A 16,528-nucleotide genomic window follows, 5' to 3' on the forward strand; every position below is an offset into this window, starting at 1 on the left:
ATATTAATCTTAGGGAGTTGAAATTCATTATGGAAAAAGCAAAAATGACGGTAGATAAAGATTTTACTATTGGTGTAGTGGATAAGCGCTTGTACGGATCATTTATTGAGCATCTGGGACGTGCCGTCTATGGCGGGATTTACGAGCCGGGGCATCCATCAGCGAATGAACAGGGTTTCCGCACGGATGTGCTGGAGATGGTCAAGGAGTTGAATGTACCGATTGTACGTTATCCTGGAGGTAATTTTGTATCCGGTTACAATTGGGAAGATTCGGTTGGACCTGTGTCAGAACGCAAACGCAGACTGGAACTGGCCTGGAGAACGATTGAGACCAATGAATTTGGCTTCAACGAATTCGTGGACTGGGCAAAACAGGCTAATTCTGAAGTCATGATGGCCGTTAATCTGGGAACACGGGGTACGGATGCAGCTCGCAACATTGTGGAGTACAGCAACCATCCGGAAGGTTCGTATTATAGTGATCTTCGCATCAAGCATGGATACAAGCAGCCACATGCGATCAAAACATGGTGTCTGGGCAACGAGATGGATGGTCCTTGGCAGATTGGTCACAAAACAGCAGAAGAGTATGGACGGTTAGCAGTTGAAGCGGCAAAAGTCATGAAGTGGACGGACCCGACGATTGAGCTGGTAGCCTGCGGAAGTTCGAATCTGAATATGCCATCGTTCCCGGAATGGGAAGCAACGGTGCTGGATCATACGTATGATCACGTGGAGTATCTGTCCTTGCATCAATACTACGGCAATCAAGAGCAAGATACGCCAACGTTCCTGGCACGCTCGCTTGAAATGGATCGTTTTATCGATACCGTGAAGGCGACTTGTGATTATATCAAAGCGAAGAAACGTAGCAAAAAGACGATGTATCTGTCCTTTGATGAGTGGAATGTATGGTATCACTCCAATGAAAATGATTCGAAGATGGACCCTTGGCAGATTGCTCCGCCACAGCTGGAGGATATCTATAACCACGAGGATGCACTGCTTGTTGGTTGTATGTTGATCAGTATGCTCAAACATGCGGATCGGGTTAAAATGGCCTGTCTGGCACAACTCGTGAACGTGATTGCACCGATCATGACAGATACGGGCGGTGGTTCATGGAGACAGACAATCTTCTATCCATTCATGCATACATCTCTCTTCGGACGTGGAACAGCATTGGTGCCATTGATCCAGTCTCCAAAATACGATACAAAACAAATCACAGATGTCCCTTATCTGGAAGCTATTGCGGTTCATAACGAAGAGCAGGGTGAAGTGACTGTATTTGCAGTCAACCGTCATCTGGAAGAATCCCTTCCGCTCGAAGTGGACCTGCGCAGCTTCGGGAAGTGTACCGTGATTGAGCATATCGTGCTGGAAAGTGATGATCTCAAAGCATCTAATACGGCAGCACAACCAAACCGCGTTGCTCCTCATAATCGCGGGGGTGCAGTTGTATCTGATACCCTGATTACGGCGAGCTTGGCAAAAGCATCATGGAACGTGATCCGTTTGAAAGTGCAGTAATGGATTAGCATAAAGGGATGGGACACGTTGGAGCGCAATGGCAGGTATGATGCCCAAGAGGGAAGCCAGCGAACAGCGGATTAGCGTGTTCTTTCAATCAAAAAAGCTGGGTGCGAGTTCATCGCATCCAGCTTTTTTTCGTTGTATTTTATAGGGAAAGGGAGGCATGGGTGACATGAGTGATGATGTGGCAGACAAGATAGCATATAAGTTAGGTAACGGCGTGTGTTGAAAATGAAGTGCATGGTCCTGTGCATACGCGCTAACGAATCTAGGACACCTTATTGTGCCGACTATCGTTATAGTAGAAATTTAACGAATCGGAGACACGTTATCCTGGCAAAATGATGGATGAATCTCGGTAAAAGCATTCCCAGAGCGGAAATAAGGTGTCTAGGATTCGTTAGAATATTAGAGTATCCAAAAACAGACTAATAACGTGTGCTGAGTTCGTTACACTCCACCCACCTGTGTGAAAAGTTTATTTCTCTTCCGCTTTGATTCAGCGTAGCTTCCGCTCCAATTCAAAACTCAAAACTTTCGCCGTCACGTGGGATGAGCACCTGACCATCCATCTGCTCGGATGCCAGATAAGTCGCAAGATCCGTACGAGACATCACACAATGGTTAATCGCATCCATGTGCACAGCGATGACATGAGCAGATGGCGCATGGAGCTTCACGGCGACAACGTCAGGCCCGTCCATCGTAATGGGATCACCCTCTACGAAGCGTGCACCTCCGGCATTCACGACAATGACTTCAGGCGTATATTGGCGGATGGCCTCAGCAGGTTCTTCACACCAGATGGTATCCCCCGCAATATAGGTGACAGGTTCTCCATCTGCTTCAAGTACGAAGCCGGACACCTTGCCCATACGTTCACCGATTTCACCTGTGCCATGATGCCCGGATGTACGGGCGAATCGGACAGAGTGATGCTCATGTTTTTTATCTACAGCTGTTACATTCGTGAATCCGACACCCAGAAATACATTCTCATCCCCAGGCTGGCAGATTAGGGGAATGTCTTTGCCAAGTTGTTTCGCCGCTGCTTCATCCCAGTGGTCCACATGGGTGTGTGTCACAATCAACAGATCCGGATTCAGATAATCCGTTTCTGTTTCGGGCAAACTCACTCTTGGATTACGTAACTCATTGGGTGTGTTTGGAAAAGCGGGCATGACTTCGGCGTCCATCAGCATCGGATCAACGAGAATGTTCAGCCCTCCGTATTCCAGCCACAGTGTAGCATTGCGAATCAATTGGATTTTCATTATATTTGCACTCCTTCGAGTTGTTTAATAGTATTACCCTATATGGTATACAACCCGTTTAACAGCGTACATAACATGATGAATGGAATTAGGCCACGCTAATTTCACCGTGAAAGGATTGCTGAAGCAAGATGAATGAAATAATAGATGACACGGATATACGTATTTTGCAGATTCTGATTCAGGATGCCAAACGTTCTCACAAAGAGATCGGTGAAGAGGTTCATCTCACGGGACAGGCCGTTGGTGCAAGAGTGCGCAAGCTGCAAGATCTGGGTGTGATTGAAGGGTATACGGTAAAATGGAACCCGGAACGCCTTGGCCTTGGTCTACAGGCCTTTGTCACAGTTTTCTTGAACTCCGGCGACAGACATGCCGCCTTTCGTACATTCATTGCTGAACGTGAGGACATCGTTGAAGTCCATCGCGTCAGCGGAGAAGGCTGTTATCTGATGAGAGTGCAGACAGGCACCACAGAGCAGCTTGGCCAACTGCTTGAAGCATTACTGCCCTACGGCAATTACAAAGTCAGCCTGTCCATAGGTGTAGAGAAATCACAGTGATGAGTGGGGAGCTTGTCCTCATCCATCCCGGTACTCAACGATCCTGCTGCTGTTCCTGCAAAGTCTCCTGAGCAAAGTCACAGCCTGGTTCAGCTCTTTTTTGCTCAGCAGATGATCTGTCTGAATATGAGACCGTGTGCCGTCCTTTAAGTACAGGACAAACATGGGAGAAGCGGACAGGAGCCACTTGCTACGGGCAGGTGAGGCGAGTTCGACTTTGCGAATCTGGCTCCAAGCAATCTTACGTTTGCCCGTGCTTAACGCATCATCATCCCAGGATAACAACACGGCAGGGGTTTTGGTTAGTCGTGACACAAACATGAAGAACAGCGGTCCGATCAACCACATACCCAGCACGGCTGCAATGGAATAGTATATGGTCTCCAGTCTTTCGGCTTGTCCGTCCACGATGATCCATAATAAGCTCACGCACAAGAGAAGGAAAAGGAAGCATAAACTTCCCTTCCATAGAGCTGTGCTGCGTTGGTAACGAATCTGCTGATGGTCACGCTTGGGTGTTTCGGGTTGTTGCATGGATGTTCCTCCTAATTAACAATGCTGATCGATATGCCAAACGTGCCGCCTGCATAAGCAGAGCGGCATGTTCAACGTTCTGTATTTACTATAACTCAGGTTCATTACCCTGATATAGCTGAATTTTTACCTGCATCACGCGCATGGGTGTACAAGTCTGCATATACACCTTTGGCTGTGATTAGTTCCTGGTGCGGTCCTTCCTCCACAATCTCACCATTTTCCATCACCAGAATTCGATCGGCATGCATCACCGTAGACAGGCGATGAGCAATGACAATGGTGGTGCGTCCCTGGGATACCGATTCCAGCGCCTGCTGCACAAGCTGTTCCGTGTGTGAGTCCAGATTGGCGGTTGCCTCATCCAGGATGAGCACTCGGGGTTGGAACACCACGATCCGGGCAAATGAAATCAACTGCCGCTCCCCAGCGGATAGTCCGCTTCCGCGTTCGGATAGATGTGTATCATATCCGTGAGGCAAACGTGAAATCATCGCATGTGCTCCGACAAACCGGCAGGCCTCAATCGCCTGCTCTCGCGTAATATCCTCACGAAACATCCTCACATTATCAATAATGGAACCGGAGAACAGGAAAGGTTCCTGTTGAATCAGACCCACGATCCGATGAAGCTTAGCCTGCGGCAGATGCCGGATATCAGTACCATCAATCTCGATACTGCCCTTGTCTACATCATAGAAGCGATTGAGCAGGGAGATCAGTGTGCTTTTGCCAGCGCCTGTTGTGCCTACGATACCTACCATTTCACCCGGATAGAGGTGCAGGTTCATCTGTTGGATCAAAGGCCGGTCTGCCCGATAACCAAACGACACATCATTAAAATCAATCTGACCCATCACATTTTTTGGTTCCAGCAAGGAAGCCATACCGGGTTTGGGATCGGCAACTTCAGGCTGTGTATTCAGAATGTTCCAGATGCGATCCATTGATACGGTCGTGGACTGGAATGTATTCCATTGCATCGTAATCTGGTTAATCGGTTGAAAGAACTGACGAATATAGCTGATAAACGCATACAATACCCCGACTTGCAGGGACTCACCCAGTACAGCGCGACCTCCAAGCCAGACCATCATAACCAGTGCCGCATTGCCAAGGATATCAAACGTCCGGTTGAAGATAACATTGGAGCGGGCTTGAGCAATGTTGGCTTTCAGGTGAAGTGCGTTCTGTTCCGAGAAACGTTTCTTCTGTTCTTCCTCTTGGTGAAAAGCCTGAATCAGAAACATACCGGACAGGTTCTCCGCCGTAAATGCGATCAGACGGGAAAGACGCGTACGGGCATTTTGATAAGCTTTTCGCAGTCGACTACGGAATAATACCGCAACCACCGCAATGACAGGCAGAACGATCAGGGAGTATGTCGCCAGCACAGGATCAAGTTGGAACATAAAGACGATAATGAGCACCAGCATCATACCATCCCGAATCAGACTGAGCAGTACTTGAGTGAAAAAGCTGCTGATGGTCTCCGTATCACTGGATACGTTCGTGACCAGACTGCCGATATGAAAACGGTCAAAGAAGGACATGGACATCTTGGAGATATGCTTGAACAGGTCCTTTCTGATCCGGGATACAATGTTCTGACCCACATGCTGCAACAGATTATTCTGGATATAGGTAAAAATAAAACTGATGACAGCCAGCCCAAGAAAGATGGCTGCGAGCTGAACGAGAAAGCCCACACTGGTCTGGCCCACGGCCAGATGATCATCGATGGCGATCTTCACCAGATAGGGTTGCAGCAGATCTGCCGATATGCCAAGCAGTGAGCAGAAGAAGATACCGGCAAAAGCCCATTTATGCGGTTTGGCGTATGCCATCATCGCCTTAAACGAAGTTCGTTTACTCTGATCGGCCTCTGCATCTGGGTGAAGTTCAGCGTTAGTGTTAGACATGATGTAATCCCTCCTCCTGCAAACGGTAGGTGGCCGCATATAACCCCTTGGCAGCCATCAACTGCGCATGTGTTCCCTGTTCAGCGACTCGCCCTTCATCCAGAACGATAATATCGTCCGCATGACGGACCGCGCTGATGCGATGAGAGATGATTAATGTAGTCTTGCCCTTGCCGATCTCACGCAGGCTACGCAGAATACCACTCTCGGTGACAGCATCAACCGCGCTCATGCTGTCATCCAGAATAAGTAACTGTGCTTGTTTGATCAGTCCTCTTGCAAGACTGGTTCGCTGACGCTGTCCACCAGACAAGGTGAGTCCACGTTCGCCAAGCAGTGTATCAAAGCGATCAGGAAAACGGACAATATTATCATAGATCATGGCTTGCCGTGCACTATGTTCCACTGTATCCAGCGATACTTCTCGGTCGCTAAATGCGATGTTATCTCGGATGGTGGTACTAAACAGGAATCCATCCTGAGGGACATAGGCGATGCGCGATCTTAGACTTTCCAGCGACAACTGCCGAATATCGGTACCATTGATGCGAATCGTTCCTTCAGGTGGTTCATATGTACGCAGCAATAGCTTAACGAGGGTACTTTTACCTGAGCCGGTCTTGCCTACAATACCGACCGTTCGCCCGGCACGGATATGGAGTTGAATGTTTTGGAGAGCAGGAGATGAACTGCCAGGATAGGAGAAGGTTAGATTCTCCATGGTGATATCATGTACGGTTTGGAGCGATGTGGCTTCAGGAAGTTCACGCACATCCGCTACTTCGCTGAGCAGGTCATTCACCCGCTCCAGTGATGCGCCTGAGCGCTGAACGGTATTAATAACATTGCCGATCTGTTGAAGCGGTCCCATGATCATGCGTAGATATAAGGTCAAGGCGACAAAACTCCCGAGTGTAATGGAATTCTGCATGGTCATAATACCTCCGACAAGCAGAGAAACGACCAATGAGATGGCTCCCAGCAGCGGGAGCAGGGCTTGAAACAAGGAAGACAGACGAACGAGTCGAAGCTGTTTGCTCTTGATCTCATCGACGGTGGTTCCAAAGCGTGCACGAGCACTGTCTTCGATGGCAAACGTCTTGGTTACGCGAATGCCACCCAGCTGCTCTTCCGCCGATTCCGTCATGGTTGCAAGAGCTTCCTGCACGTCGCGAGAGCGCTTGCGAATCCGCGGACCAAAAAACACGACCAGAAATGGAATCGCCAGCAAAGGAACAACACTGATTAGAATGAGCGTCAACGGAATCCCGCTAAGCAACATCATGACAATGCAGGACAACAGCAGGAAGGTGGCATTGGTCATGAGTGTCACACCATTGGATATCGCTTCACGTACGGAAGTCACGTCATTCATGACATAACTGAGCAGCTTTCCGTTCCCCTGTTTGGAGAAATAATGTTCGCTAAGTTCGGAAAACTTACTGAATATACGCTCGCGCGTCATGAATTCAAAGCGTCGCCCGAGCTTCATAATCATGAACTGCCCGGTGCCGAACAGCAGATTATACCCGATGGCAATAGCCAAAAGGAACAGGCTGTACTTTACGACCGTCTGCATCTGAAGTGTGTTCTGCATCAACTGATCCGTGAAGCTGCCGAGTATGCGGGGCAAGGATGCTTGCCCGACATTGGAGGCAATAATCAGAAGAACAGCAACCAGATAAACAGGCCAGTTCGACACAACATAACCACGAAGTAATCCTTTCTTGGACATAAGCGTTGTTCTCCTTTTGTTATAGGTGAAGTCAGTTCAGCAGGTGGAGTCAAGAAAAGGGCCGACACCTGTTATTAGCGCGTCGTGCCCTCTTACTGTATGCGATCCAGTTCGTTGTTTATCCGTCATCCGATAGATTTCTCTATTCTTATTTTTGCGCTAATCCGATGGGATGTCAACGAAGCCACTTAGCAAAAAGCAGGTGATTTAGATTATCGGCGTTGGAGAAGGGTTCTATGCCGTGTTCTCCTGTTGTATTCACCAGATGTCGAAATTACTGAAACATTTTCTAAGGATGCCCCGTCTGTAGGAATGAAGAGGTAAAAAATAGGCTTTACTAATCATATGGAGGTGCCAGGAAATGAAACATAAAAAAGGATTGGCTGCAACGCTTGCGCTCTGCGTTTCTTTGACAGCAGGAGGTGCATCGGTATTTGCTTTCACAGATGTGAAGGATGAAGGTCAGAAGTCGGTTGTGGATTCTTTGAAATCAAAAGGCATTGTTAACGGAGTAACGGCGGATCTGTTCCGTCCAGATCTTGCATTGTCCGAGCCACAGGGTGTTCAACTGATTGTGAATGCATTTGGTCTGAAAAATGAATTTGCGGAAGCATCCGCTCAGAATAAAATCAGTCCGGATACGTGGTATGCCGATGCGGTGCAGGCCGCTACTCAGAATGGACTGTCCATTCCGGTTGAAGTGAACCCGCAGGGCAAGATGACACGTGAACTGTTTGTCATTTTGCTGAATGAAGGGATTAACACCACCGGGAATTATCCGGTCATCATGAAGTATAATCTTGTTAAGGACGAAAATAAAATCGGTAAGGACGCCATATCTGCAGTCCAGAACTTGCTGAACATGAACATCATTGAACTGGATAAGGACGGGAATTTCCGTCCAGATCAGTCGCTTACCCGTATGGAGGCTGCAAGCATGATCTTTAATGCACTCGAATTTGTGGATAAACACGGCAATGGCGGCTCAGCAGAGCCAACTCCAACCAATCCAGGTGAAGGCCAACAAGCGATTGTACCTGAAGTAACAACGACAAAGGTTGATGACAAAACAACCAAAGTTAAACTCAGTGCTGAAATGCCGCATCCTGGTTATGGATTGAAGATTGATGATGTGAAATTGGAGAAGGATGGACGCGCTATCGTGCTCTATTCCATTATTCAACCTGATCCAGACATGATGTATCCGATGGTTATCACCAATGTGACTGCCGAAACGGATATCCCAACAGGCTATACAGCAGAAGCTCAACCTTCTGGTAAGTAAATTATTCTTTGAGATATCAAACTTGCGCTAAGCACAACGTCAATGAACAGAATATAGCTTAACTTAAAAACTCACCCTTCATGCGTGCATGGAGGGTGAGTTTTTAAGTTGCTGGAGAGGCGACACCAATTACCAGCATTCAACTAATGCAAGGTGAGATACGCTAACGAACTCAGCGCACCTTATTTGGACGTTTATAGTGGTTATGCAATTCTAACGAACTTGAGACGCGTTATTCCCGCAAATAAGACTGGAAACAACATATAAAGCATCTAACAGGCAGGAATAACGCATCTACGATTCGTTAAAAATCCCAATCAGTGAAATAGCGTCGAATAACGTGTGCTGGGTTCGTTAGACTTTCCAGATTCACGACGCTTCTGCGAAAGGTAAATTAGTGAGAGGTTACATAGTTACAAACCTGATCGAAAGGTATTGGATCTAGCGGTTTGATTATTCGTCCAGAGGTTCATAGTCAAACCAATCGAAACTTGCAGGCGTACACTCCCCCGATGGAGCATAAGCGTACATGGAGATCATCACACCTGTGAAACCACTTGCTACTTCGGTAGATAACAGATGTGTTTCTCCTGAACCCACTTCGATGGCATCGGATGAACCTTGCTGATAGAGGAACGTGAAGTGATTACGGTCAGCCTTGATTTGTAATACAACCGGCCCCGTGTCACAGTCAAGCACCTGTTCGGTTCGCAGAGAGCCGACGGTTCGCCGCAATACGATTTTTTTCTGCCCATCGATCTGTGTTACAGCCAAGTCGTAATGATATTTATCATTCATAAATAAGGTTAATCCAGCTTCCTCACCGCTCGCACTTGGTTCATAATGCAGCTCGGCCGCCATTTCGCATAAGAAATGGCTCAAGCGACGTCCGACAAAGGCTGGATTTCCTCCATCATCGAGTGAAACCGGCTGACCCCGCAGGATGAGTTGCCCGGGATTTTCAGTGAGCGTCCAACTACCCGGAGCCGGATTACGTAAGAAGATCCAGTTCATGCCTAATGATGGTTCGTCAAAATGATCCCGTATAGCCCGAGGTGACCAAGGATGCTCAGGCAATGAAGGTCCGGTCATCTCTGGTTCAATATGTCCGTCCACACCGATTATCGGCCAACCGTCATCCGTCCAAGTGACAGGTGCCAGGAAGGTCTCGCGTCCCAGATGGTGTCGCATGGGGTAACCTGCTGGACGAAGGCCCAGACATACGGCCCACCAGCTTTCATCCTGGATCTGGACAAGGTCTGCATGACCGGTTGCGTGAATGCTGGATTTCATGCTCCGATTGGACAGAATCGGATTATGAGGACACGGATCAAATGGTCCGTATGGCTCTGTGCTCCGAGCAATGGTCTCCATATGGCCATACTCGGTTCCACCTTCGGCGATCATCAGATAATAGAGGCCGTTTATTTTATACATGTGGGGAGCTTCGGGGGCTGCTCCTCCGGTTCCAGTCCAGATCAATCGACTATCGGTTAGTCTGGCTCCGGTCGTGATGTCTATCTCGCACTGATAGATGCCTTCGCCTTCATCGCCGTTACAGGCCGTTTGAAAATACACACGTCCATCTTCATCAAAGAGAAAAGAGGGATCAATGCCGCCCTGATCAATAAAAATCGGAGCAGACCATGGTCCCTCGGGCAGGGCACTACTCACATAAAAATTTCCGCCGCCGCTGACATTGGTTGTTGTCATGTAGAACCAGCCATCGTGGTGCCGGAGTGTTGGGGCGAAAATGCCGCCAGAACTGCCCGCGTTCGCTAAAGGGAGTTGCTCAGTTGTTGTGAGGACATGGCCGATCTGTCGCCAGTTCACAAGGTCTTTGCTGTGGAAGATGGGCACACCCGGGAAATATTCAAAGGTACTGGTTACCAGATAATAGTCTTCATCTACACGGCAGATACTTGGATCTGGGTAAAACCCCGGAATGACCGGATTGGTATATTTCATCATTTATGCTCCTATTCATTGTGAGAGTTTAGTATGAATCTGGACACATTGAAAATCCCTGCTACAAGGCGAATTATAACGCTTATAAGTATACGGAACCTTGATTTTTCGGTCTTGGAATAGCATGATATAGACATTCAACCCAACTATGTTCGCGGAGGGGAATGCTTTTGAGTAATGCATATTTGAGATGGTTTACCTCGGACCATCAACAATTTCCGTTTTTTATTCAGTACGGTGGACATGTTGAGGACATGGAGCTTCATAATCATATGGATTTTACGGAACTTGTGATTGTTCTGAATGGTCATGCAACCCATGTGGTGAACACTGAAGAATTTTTTATTAAAAAAGGGAACGCATTTGTGATTAATGGCGACACCCATCATGCGTATAAAGACCCTCATGATTTTAGGATCTGTAACATTATGTTCAGTCCCGAGATGCTTGCTTCGGCTGGGCCCGATCTGAGAAAATCTAACGGCTTCCAGGCGCTGTTTGTTTTGGAACCGTTTTATCGTAATATTCACTCCTTTCCGAGTAAATTGGCGTTATCCATTTCTAGTCTGGAGTATATAGAATCACTGATATCGTTCATGATTGAGGAGTATCAGAGTAAACAGCAAGGGTATCAGACGATGTTGATCTCACGTCTTACGGAGATGGTTGTTTATTTGTCGAGGCAATATGATACACAGGAGAAAGGGATCGAAGGTAATAATCTGATGCATCTGGCAAATGCCATTTCATTCATTGAAGATCATTATCTGGAGCCACTGTCGCTAGAGGATATTGCGGGGAAGTCAAATATCTCAATAAGGCATCTGAATCGGATTTTTCGATCCTATTATCAGATGACCCCGATCTCTTATCTGCAAAAGTTGCGTCTGGAGAAGGCATGTCATTTGTTGAAAAACGGGAATCTGTCCATTACGGAAATTTCGTATGAATGCGGGTTTAACGACAGTAATTATTTTACCCGCCAGTTTAAGAAAGCCTTTGGCGAATCCCCCAAAACATACAGGCAGACTCATTAATACCTGATCGAATATAAAACACCAAAACAGGGCCTCCTCATAGGGAGGTCCTGTCTGCTGTCTCAGGGAAAAGGGGGAATTTAATAGTCCAAAAGCCGTCCGTTGTCATGCCACTGACCGTACATTTTATTTTCCTTTGTGTTGGTTATGAACTTATCCAATCTGCTCTGGAATAATACTGGCTGATTCTTAACACTTTGGATCGTATCGATCCGAACGTTTTGGTACAGGGTAGGGAAGGCCATGAAATTTGCAAAAACCTGATGGTCTTCTTTCAGCCTTTGTTCGATCACACCATCAATTATGAAAGCAGTCGGCTCCATAACAGGAAGAACCTGTCTACCCTCGTCATGCATGAAGCCCAACTTTTCAAGACGACGGACACGTTCCTTGTTCAATTCAGTCCATGAGCTGCGTTTACTTCTAGGAGATAATCTCTGTGCTAATTGAGTCTCGGATATTTTCTTTTTGACTCCATCGATCCAGCCAAAGCACAGCGACTCCTCAACCACGTCCAAATACAGCAGGGTATTCGGCACGGGTTTTATGCTTATTATTACCCAGCAAGATTTCTCAACTTTTCCATGTGTCTGCAACCAATTTCTCAATTCATCCCTCGACGTCATGGGGATACAATGTACATTTTCCATCCGATTGTCAACTATACTTGAGCCGGTTCCTGATACCAAAAGAGTGAATAGTCATTCATGATGGAGGCATACCCCAATTGACGCAGCATGGTAGAAACATTGCCTCGATGATAGGTTCCGTGGTTAACCACATGGATGACGATATCCGATAAGCTGGTTTCACGAACTCCTGCAAATGGATTATTGAGTAGAATGGTTTGCTCCAGATCAGCTTGGCCTCGTAACCACTCACTGTATTGTGCCGACAGGTCGGTAAAACATTGGAAGTACTCATCCACAGAACCGTGAATTTCACTATTGAGTGGTATGCATGCTTGCAGTGCCTCGGGCATCCCGGTGCCAGTTAACACCAGATACCACATCTTATCCACTGTATAGATATGGCTGAGTGCGTGAGCAATAGTTGGATATGAACTGTTCACTTCCTGACTCAGTACAGAAGAGGGCAGTTCCTTGATTCTGTCCAGGATGGTTTGGTTGGCCCATGCGTGGTAGTTATACATTTGTTCCGGATGATTCATTGATGATCGTCTCCTTTAATTTGGCGATGGATTAGATGAACTTACTGAGATGATTATAAAAAAAGAAGTATGACAACAGCGTGTCATACTTCTTCATAGAGCTTAAGTGCGTTTCGAAGTTGTTCTTTCAGAATGCCTCGTAATTCAATCGGTTCAAGCACCTCGGCGCCACTTCCCAAACTAAGTAGAAACGACCATAACCACTTGGCTTGTAACGGTTGATGAACCGGGATACGCATCGTCATACTTCCATCCTCGTGAAATTGCTTATCTGCCTGTTGAAAATGATCCATGGCTTCCGCGAGCGCTTCCGGGTTCACCCGAAATACCACATCACTTACCTGATCTTGCCATGACGGATCTGAGACAACCGTCTCTTGGGGAAGCTCAAGGTGGGGTTGGAAGTGTTCCGATGTCAGTTGCACGTTCATCATCCGGGACAGTCGGAACTCGCGATAATCCTGCCGTGTCTGGCAAAATCCATATACATACCAATTACGATATTTAAAATGTAATTTTACCGGTTCCAGATGGCGGGGTGTATGTTCATTCTTTGTATTAATGTAGTCAAAACGGACAACCTGATGATCCGTAATACCTTTACGCAGATGAGGAAGGGCATCAGGTTCTGTTCGGCGTGTCTCCAGATCCACCGATAGACTTGAGGTTTGATGCTCCGGTCCAATCGTTTGCAGACGTTCAATCGTGCCTTGTGCACGTGCATCTTCGAATACTGTGGATAGACTGCTCAGAACCGTGATCAGGGAATCCACATCATAAGAACCGAGCAAGCTTTTATCCATCTTGTATCCGTCCATCATGCCGTAGCCGCCTTTGAGTCCCTGATGGGAGACGACCGGGAAGCCGGCGGCACAGATTACATCAATATCCCGATAGATCGTTCTTGGGGACACCTGAAACTCTTCAGCCAAGGTGGAAGCAGACAATACTTCGTGGTTCAGCAGTTTGTATATGATTGAGATTAATCGCTCCAATTTCAAAAGGTATCCCCGCCCGTTATTCCATTTTGTCATTACAGGCCATTATTATATCACGCCAGGGTAAACAAAATGGAGGATTACAGAGGGGCTATAGGAGGTCATATCATGCAGTAAGTTTTGTTCCAACATGATTGGACAAGTTCTTCGGTGTGATGAAACAAAAAAAGAGTGCTGGATAGCACCCTTTCGAAGACACATGATTGTTGTTGTGTTGAACAGTTACGTTAGCAGATCGGTCGAACTTCATATCGAGTGAATAGTCAGAGCTGGCTCTACTCTTCTTGTACGTTATAGAGAACCCGAGCGAGCAGATTCTGTCCATAGTTTCCGAAGTTTTTACCAAAGATCGTTAAGCCCCGTTTGTTCAAAGGTTCGTCCGTAACGGCAATGCGGAAGTGAATATCGCTTTTGTAATCCAGCCCAATCTGGTCCAGCGTTACGTCCGAGATGCGGCATCCGTCAATATAGCTGCCTTCCTGTGTAATCCGGATCAGCTTCAGCATGCCGTACTGATTCAAGTGCGGAGGCCACCATTCCGGATTAAAGGTACCGCGTGTATTGCCAAAATCCCCCGGACTTGTCCAGCAGCCAATCTCAATCCCATTGACATAGAAGTAAATATCCGAAGGGTAATTGTCACAAAAGCCAGGGGCCTCCGAACCCAGTTCCATCGACAACTGAATTTCGCTAAACGACTGATTAGGCTTGAGATAGTTGGGAATCCGATATTCCAGATAACCTTCAGCCAGCCAGATCATCTCCGCATCAATTCGCAGTGGATCAGCAAAGTACCGCGGATCATCGAACTCTCCAACAATGCTGTCCCGGGTAGCGAGACCACATGTAGGTGCGGCCTGATAATCGCTGTAATGACCGACCTGAATTTCCACCTCATAACGATTGTTAATCTCTTGTGAACGCAGATCAACCATCAATTTTTCCTCATTGAGATAACATATCTTCTGAATTCCATGTTTGCCAACGGCGGTGTTGATCTCGATCAATCCGCTCTCTTCAAGCTTCTTGATATGCATCGTGATGGCGCCATTGCTCAGTCCCAGCTTGGTTGCAAGATCATTGAGATTAAGACTTTGGTTCTTGGCCAGCAGCTCGATGATCTGAATCCGGATTTCCGAACTGAGCGCTTTGAAGATATTCACACCCGACATCAGATCTTTAATATAAATCATAGGTGGATTTCCTTTCCCCGTTCTGAACAAAGTCTTCGACACAGACATTTGCACATTTATATGTTTTATTTCAGATAATTATAAATCATTCCCTCATGGAAGGGAAGGGTGGAGAAATAGAAGCCAAAACCCTTGTATATAGCGCAAATACGAAAATATAATCTATATTTTGTCCACTATTCCGGTTAAAATAAGTGTTAATCAGTTCACATATATTTGAAATATACCATTGAAATGTAATGTAACCGCTTTTATAATCCTATTATACCTAAATTGATTCAATACTTCATGAACCTAATTAACCATTTGAACAGGAAAGGTGGAGTTGGTTTGGAAAAGTTAAGCAATGTGAAGAGGTTTAAGTGGAAACGGTTGGCGTTACCGGCATTACTTGTGATGGTATTACTGCTGGCAGGTCAGTCAAAAGCTTTGGCGGCATTCTGGAATCTGACCGGAGATACCGCTGTTCATGATCCGTCGATTATCAAAGAGGGCAGTTCCTGGTACACCTTTTCAACCGGCCCGGGCATTCAAGTATTGAAATCCGATAATGGTTCGTCCTGGTATCGTGTTCCACAAATCTTCTTAAGTAAGCCATCCTGGTGGGCTTCTGCCGTTCCGGGACAAAGCGGATTGGATGTATGGGCACCGGATGTAGAGCAGTATAACGGAAAAGTATGGCTCTATTATTCAATCTCCACCTTTGGCTCCAATCGGTCTGCGATTGGTCTTGCTTCTGCGAACAGCATTGGGGCAGGGCAATGGAAGGATGAAGGATTGGTGCTTCAAACCACGACCGCCAATAATTATAATGCCATTGATCCAAATCTGGTCATTGATGCTTCAGGCAATCCATGGCTGGCCTTTGGTTCTTTCTGGAGTGGCCTGAAGATTGTCAAGCTGGACAAAAACACGATGAAACCGACGGGAAGTATAACTTCCATTGCTGCGCGCCCGAATAACGGAGGTGCTATTGAAGGACCAAGTATTGTATATCGTGGCGGCTACTATTACCTGTTTGCTTCCATCGATTCTTGCTGCCAAGGGGTGAACAGTACCTACAAAATGGTCTATGGACGTTCGACCAGTATAACAGGCCCTTATGTGGACAAAAACGGAGTTAATATGCTGAATGGTGGCGGAACGATATTGGATACAGGCAATGTGAAGTGGAAAGGTCCAGGTGGTCAGGACGTGTACAACGGCAATGTCATCGCAAGACATGCCTATGATGCAGAGGATAATGGCAATCCGAAATTGCTGATTAATGACTTGCTTTGGGACTCGAGTGGCTGGCCGAAATACTGATT

14 protein-coding genes are annotated in these 16,528 nt (G+C 46.8%); 5 read left to right on the forward strand and 9 right to left on the reverse strand.

Annotated features, from left to right (window positions below):
- Positions 1-29: 29 nt before the first annotated feature.
- Positions 30-1,535 carry an alpha-N-arabinofuranosidase gene (locus MHI48_RS06155; RefSeq protein ID WP_051449607.1) on the forward strand — a complete coding sequence of 502 codons (1,506 nt, stop codon included), beginning with the start codon at positions 30-32 and terminating at the stop codon, positions 1,533-1,535.
- A gap of 524 nt (positions 1,536-2,059) precedes the next feature.
- On the opposite strand, the gene MHI48_RS06160 is transcribed toward MHI48_RS06155, so the two are convergent.
- Positions 2,060-2,812 (reverse strand): MBL fold metallo-hydrolase, encoded by a 753-nt coding sequence (locus MHI48_RS06160; protein ID WP_315371321.1) that lies wholly within the window; start codon positions 2,810-2,812, stop codon positions 2,060-2,062.
- Between the two features lie 131 nt (positions 2,813-2,943).
- On the opposite strand from MHI48_RS06160, the gene MHI48_RS06165 reads away from it, so the two are divergent.
- On the forward strand, positions 2,944-3,375 hold the full coding sequence (locus MHI48_RS06165) for an Lrp/AsnC family transcriptional regulator (protein WP_315371320.1): 432 nt from the start codon (positions 2,944-2,946) through the stop codon (positions 3,373-3,375).
- A gap of 18 nt (positions 3,376-3,393) precedes the next feature.
- Here the strand turns inward: MHI48_RS06165 and MHI48_RS06170 are convergent, their stop codons facing one another.
- From MHI48_RS06170 to MHI48_RS06180, 3 genes are all read right to left on the reverse strand, one after another.
- Positions 3,394-3,909 carry a hypothetical protein gene (locus tag MHI48_RS06170; RefSeq protein WP_405143421.1) on the reverse strand — a complete coding sequence of 172 codons (516 nt, stop codon included), beginning with the start codon at positions 3,907-3,909 and terminating at the stop codon, positions 3,394-3,396.
- Positions 3,910-4,013: 104 nt separating this feature from the next.
- Positions 4,014-5,831, reverse strand: a complete 1,818-nt coding sequence (locus MHI48_RS06175) for an ABC transporter ATP-binding protein (RefSeq protein ID WP_282319157.1) — start codon at positions 5,829-5,831, stop codon at positions 4,014-4,016.
- Positions 5,824-7,566, reverse strand: coding sequence for an ABC transporter ATP-binding protein (locus MHI48_RS06180; protein WP_405143423.1), 1,743 nt, complete (start codon positions 7,564-7,566; stop codon positions 5,824-5,826). The genes MHI48_RS06175 and MHI48_RS06180 overlap by 8 nt, the downstream gene beginning before the upstream one ends.
- Positions 7,567-7,927: 361 nt before the next feature.
- Here MHI48_RS06180 and MHI48_RS06185 point away from each other — a divergent pair, with 361 nt between their 5' ends.
- On the forward strand, positions 7,928-8,851 hold the full coding sequence (locus tag MHI48_RS06185) for an S-layer homology domain-containing protein (protein ID WP_047841909.1): 924 nt from the start codon (positions 7,928-7,930) through the stop codon (positions 8,849-8,851).
- A gap of 453 nt (positions 8,852-9,304) precedes the next feature.
- Here the strand turns inward: MHI48_RS06185 and MHI48_RS06190 are convergent, their stop codons facing one another.
- The gene (locus MHI48_RS06190; protein ID WP_405144596.1) at positions 9,305-10,819 is read right to left on the reverse strand and encodes a glycoside hydrolase family 43 protein; all 1,515 of its coding nucleotides are present in this window, start codon (positions 10,817-10,819) and stop codon (positions 9,305-9,307) included.
- Between the two features lie 170 nt (positions 10,820-10,989).
- Between MHI48_RS06190 and MHI48_RS06195 the strand changes: the two genes are divergently transcribed.
- Positions 10,990-11,856, forward strand: a complete 867-nt coding sequence (locus tag MHI48_RS06195) for a helix-turn-helix domain-containing protein (protein WP_405143426.1) — start codon at positions 10,990-10,992, stop codon at positions 11,854-11,856.
- Positions 11,857-11,936: 80 nt separating this feature from the next.
- Here the strand turns inward: MHI48_RS06195 and MHI48_RS06200 are convergent, their stop codons facing one another.
- The 4 genes from MHI48_RS06200 to MHI48_RS06215 form a co-directional block, all read right to left on the reverse strand.
- Positions 11,937-12,506, reverse strand: coding sequence for a YdeI/OmpD-associated family protein (locus MHI48_RS06200; RefSeq protein ID WP_340032125.1), 570 nt, complete (start codon positions 12,504-12,506; stop codon positions 11,937-11,939).
- An 11-nt stretch (positions 12,507-12,517) separates the two neighbouring features.
- Positions 12,518-13,027: a DinB family protein gene (locus MHI48_RS06205; RefSeq protein ID WP_405143428.1), complete on the reverse strand. Its 510-nt coding sequence runs from the start codon at positions 13,025-13,027 to the stop codon at positions 12,518-12,520.
- 83 nt (positions 13,028-13,110) lie between these two features.
- Positions 13,111-14,028, reverse strand: a complete 918-nt coding sequence (locus MHI48_RS06210) for a helix-turn-helix transcriptional regulator (protein WP_405144598.1) — start codon at positions 14,026-14,028, stop codon at positions 13,111-13,113.
- 272 nt (positions 14,029-14,300) lie between these two features.
- On the reverse strand, positions 14,301-15,218 hold the full coding sequence (locus tag MHI48_RS06215; protein ID WP_036668788.1) for a transcriptional regulator: 918 nt from the start codon (positions 15,216-15,218) through the stop codon (positions 14,301-14,303).
- A gap of 396 nt (positions 15,219-15,614) precedes the next feature.
- Between MHI48_RS06215 and MHI48_RS06220 the strand changes: the two genes are divergently transcribed.
- Positions 15,615-16,526, forward strand: coding sequence for a glycoside hydrolase family 43 protein (locus tag MHI48_RS06220; RefSeq protein WP_051154000.1), 912 nt, complete (start codon positions 15,615-15,617; stop codon positions 16,524-16,526).
- The last annotated feature ends 2 nt before the right edge of the window (positions 16,527-16,528 follow it).

The organism is Paenibacillus sp. FSL H7-0942, assembly GCF_045040715.1.
Taxonomy (GTDB): domain Bacteria; phylum Bacillota; class Bacilli; order Paenibacillales; family Paenibacillaceae; genus Paenibacillus; species Paenibacillus amylolyticus.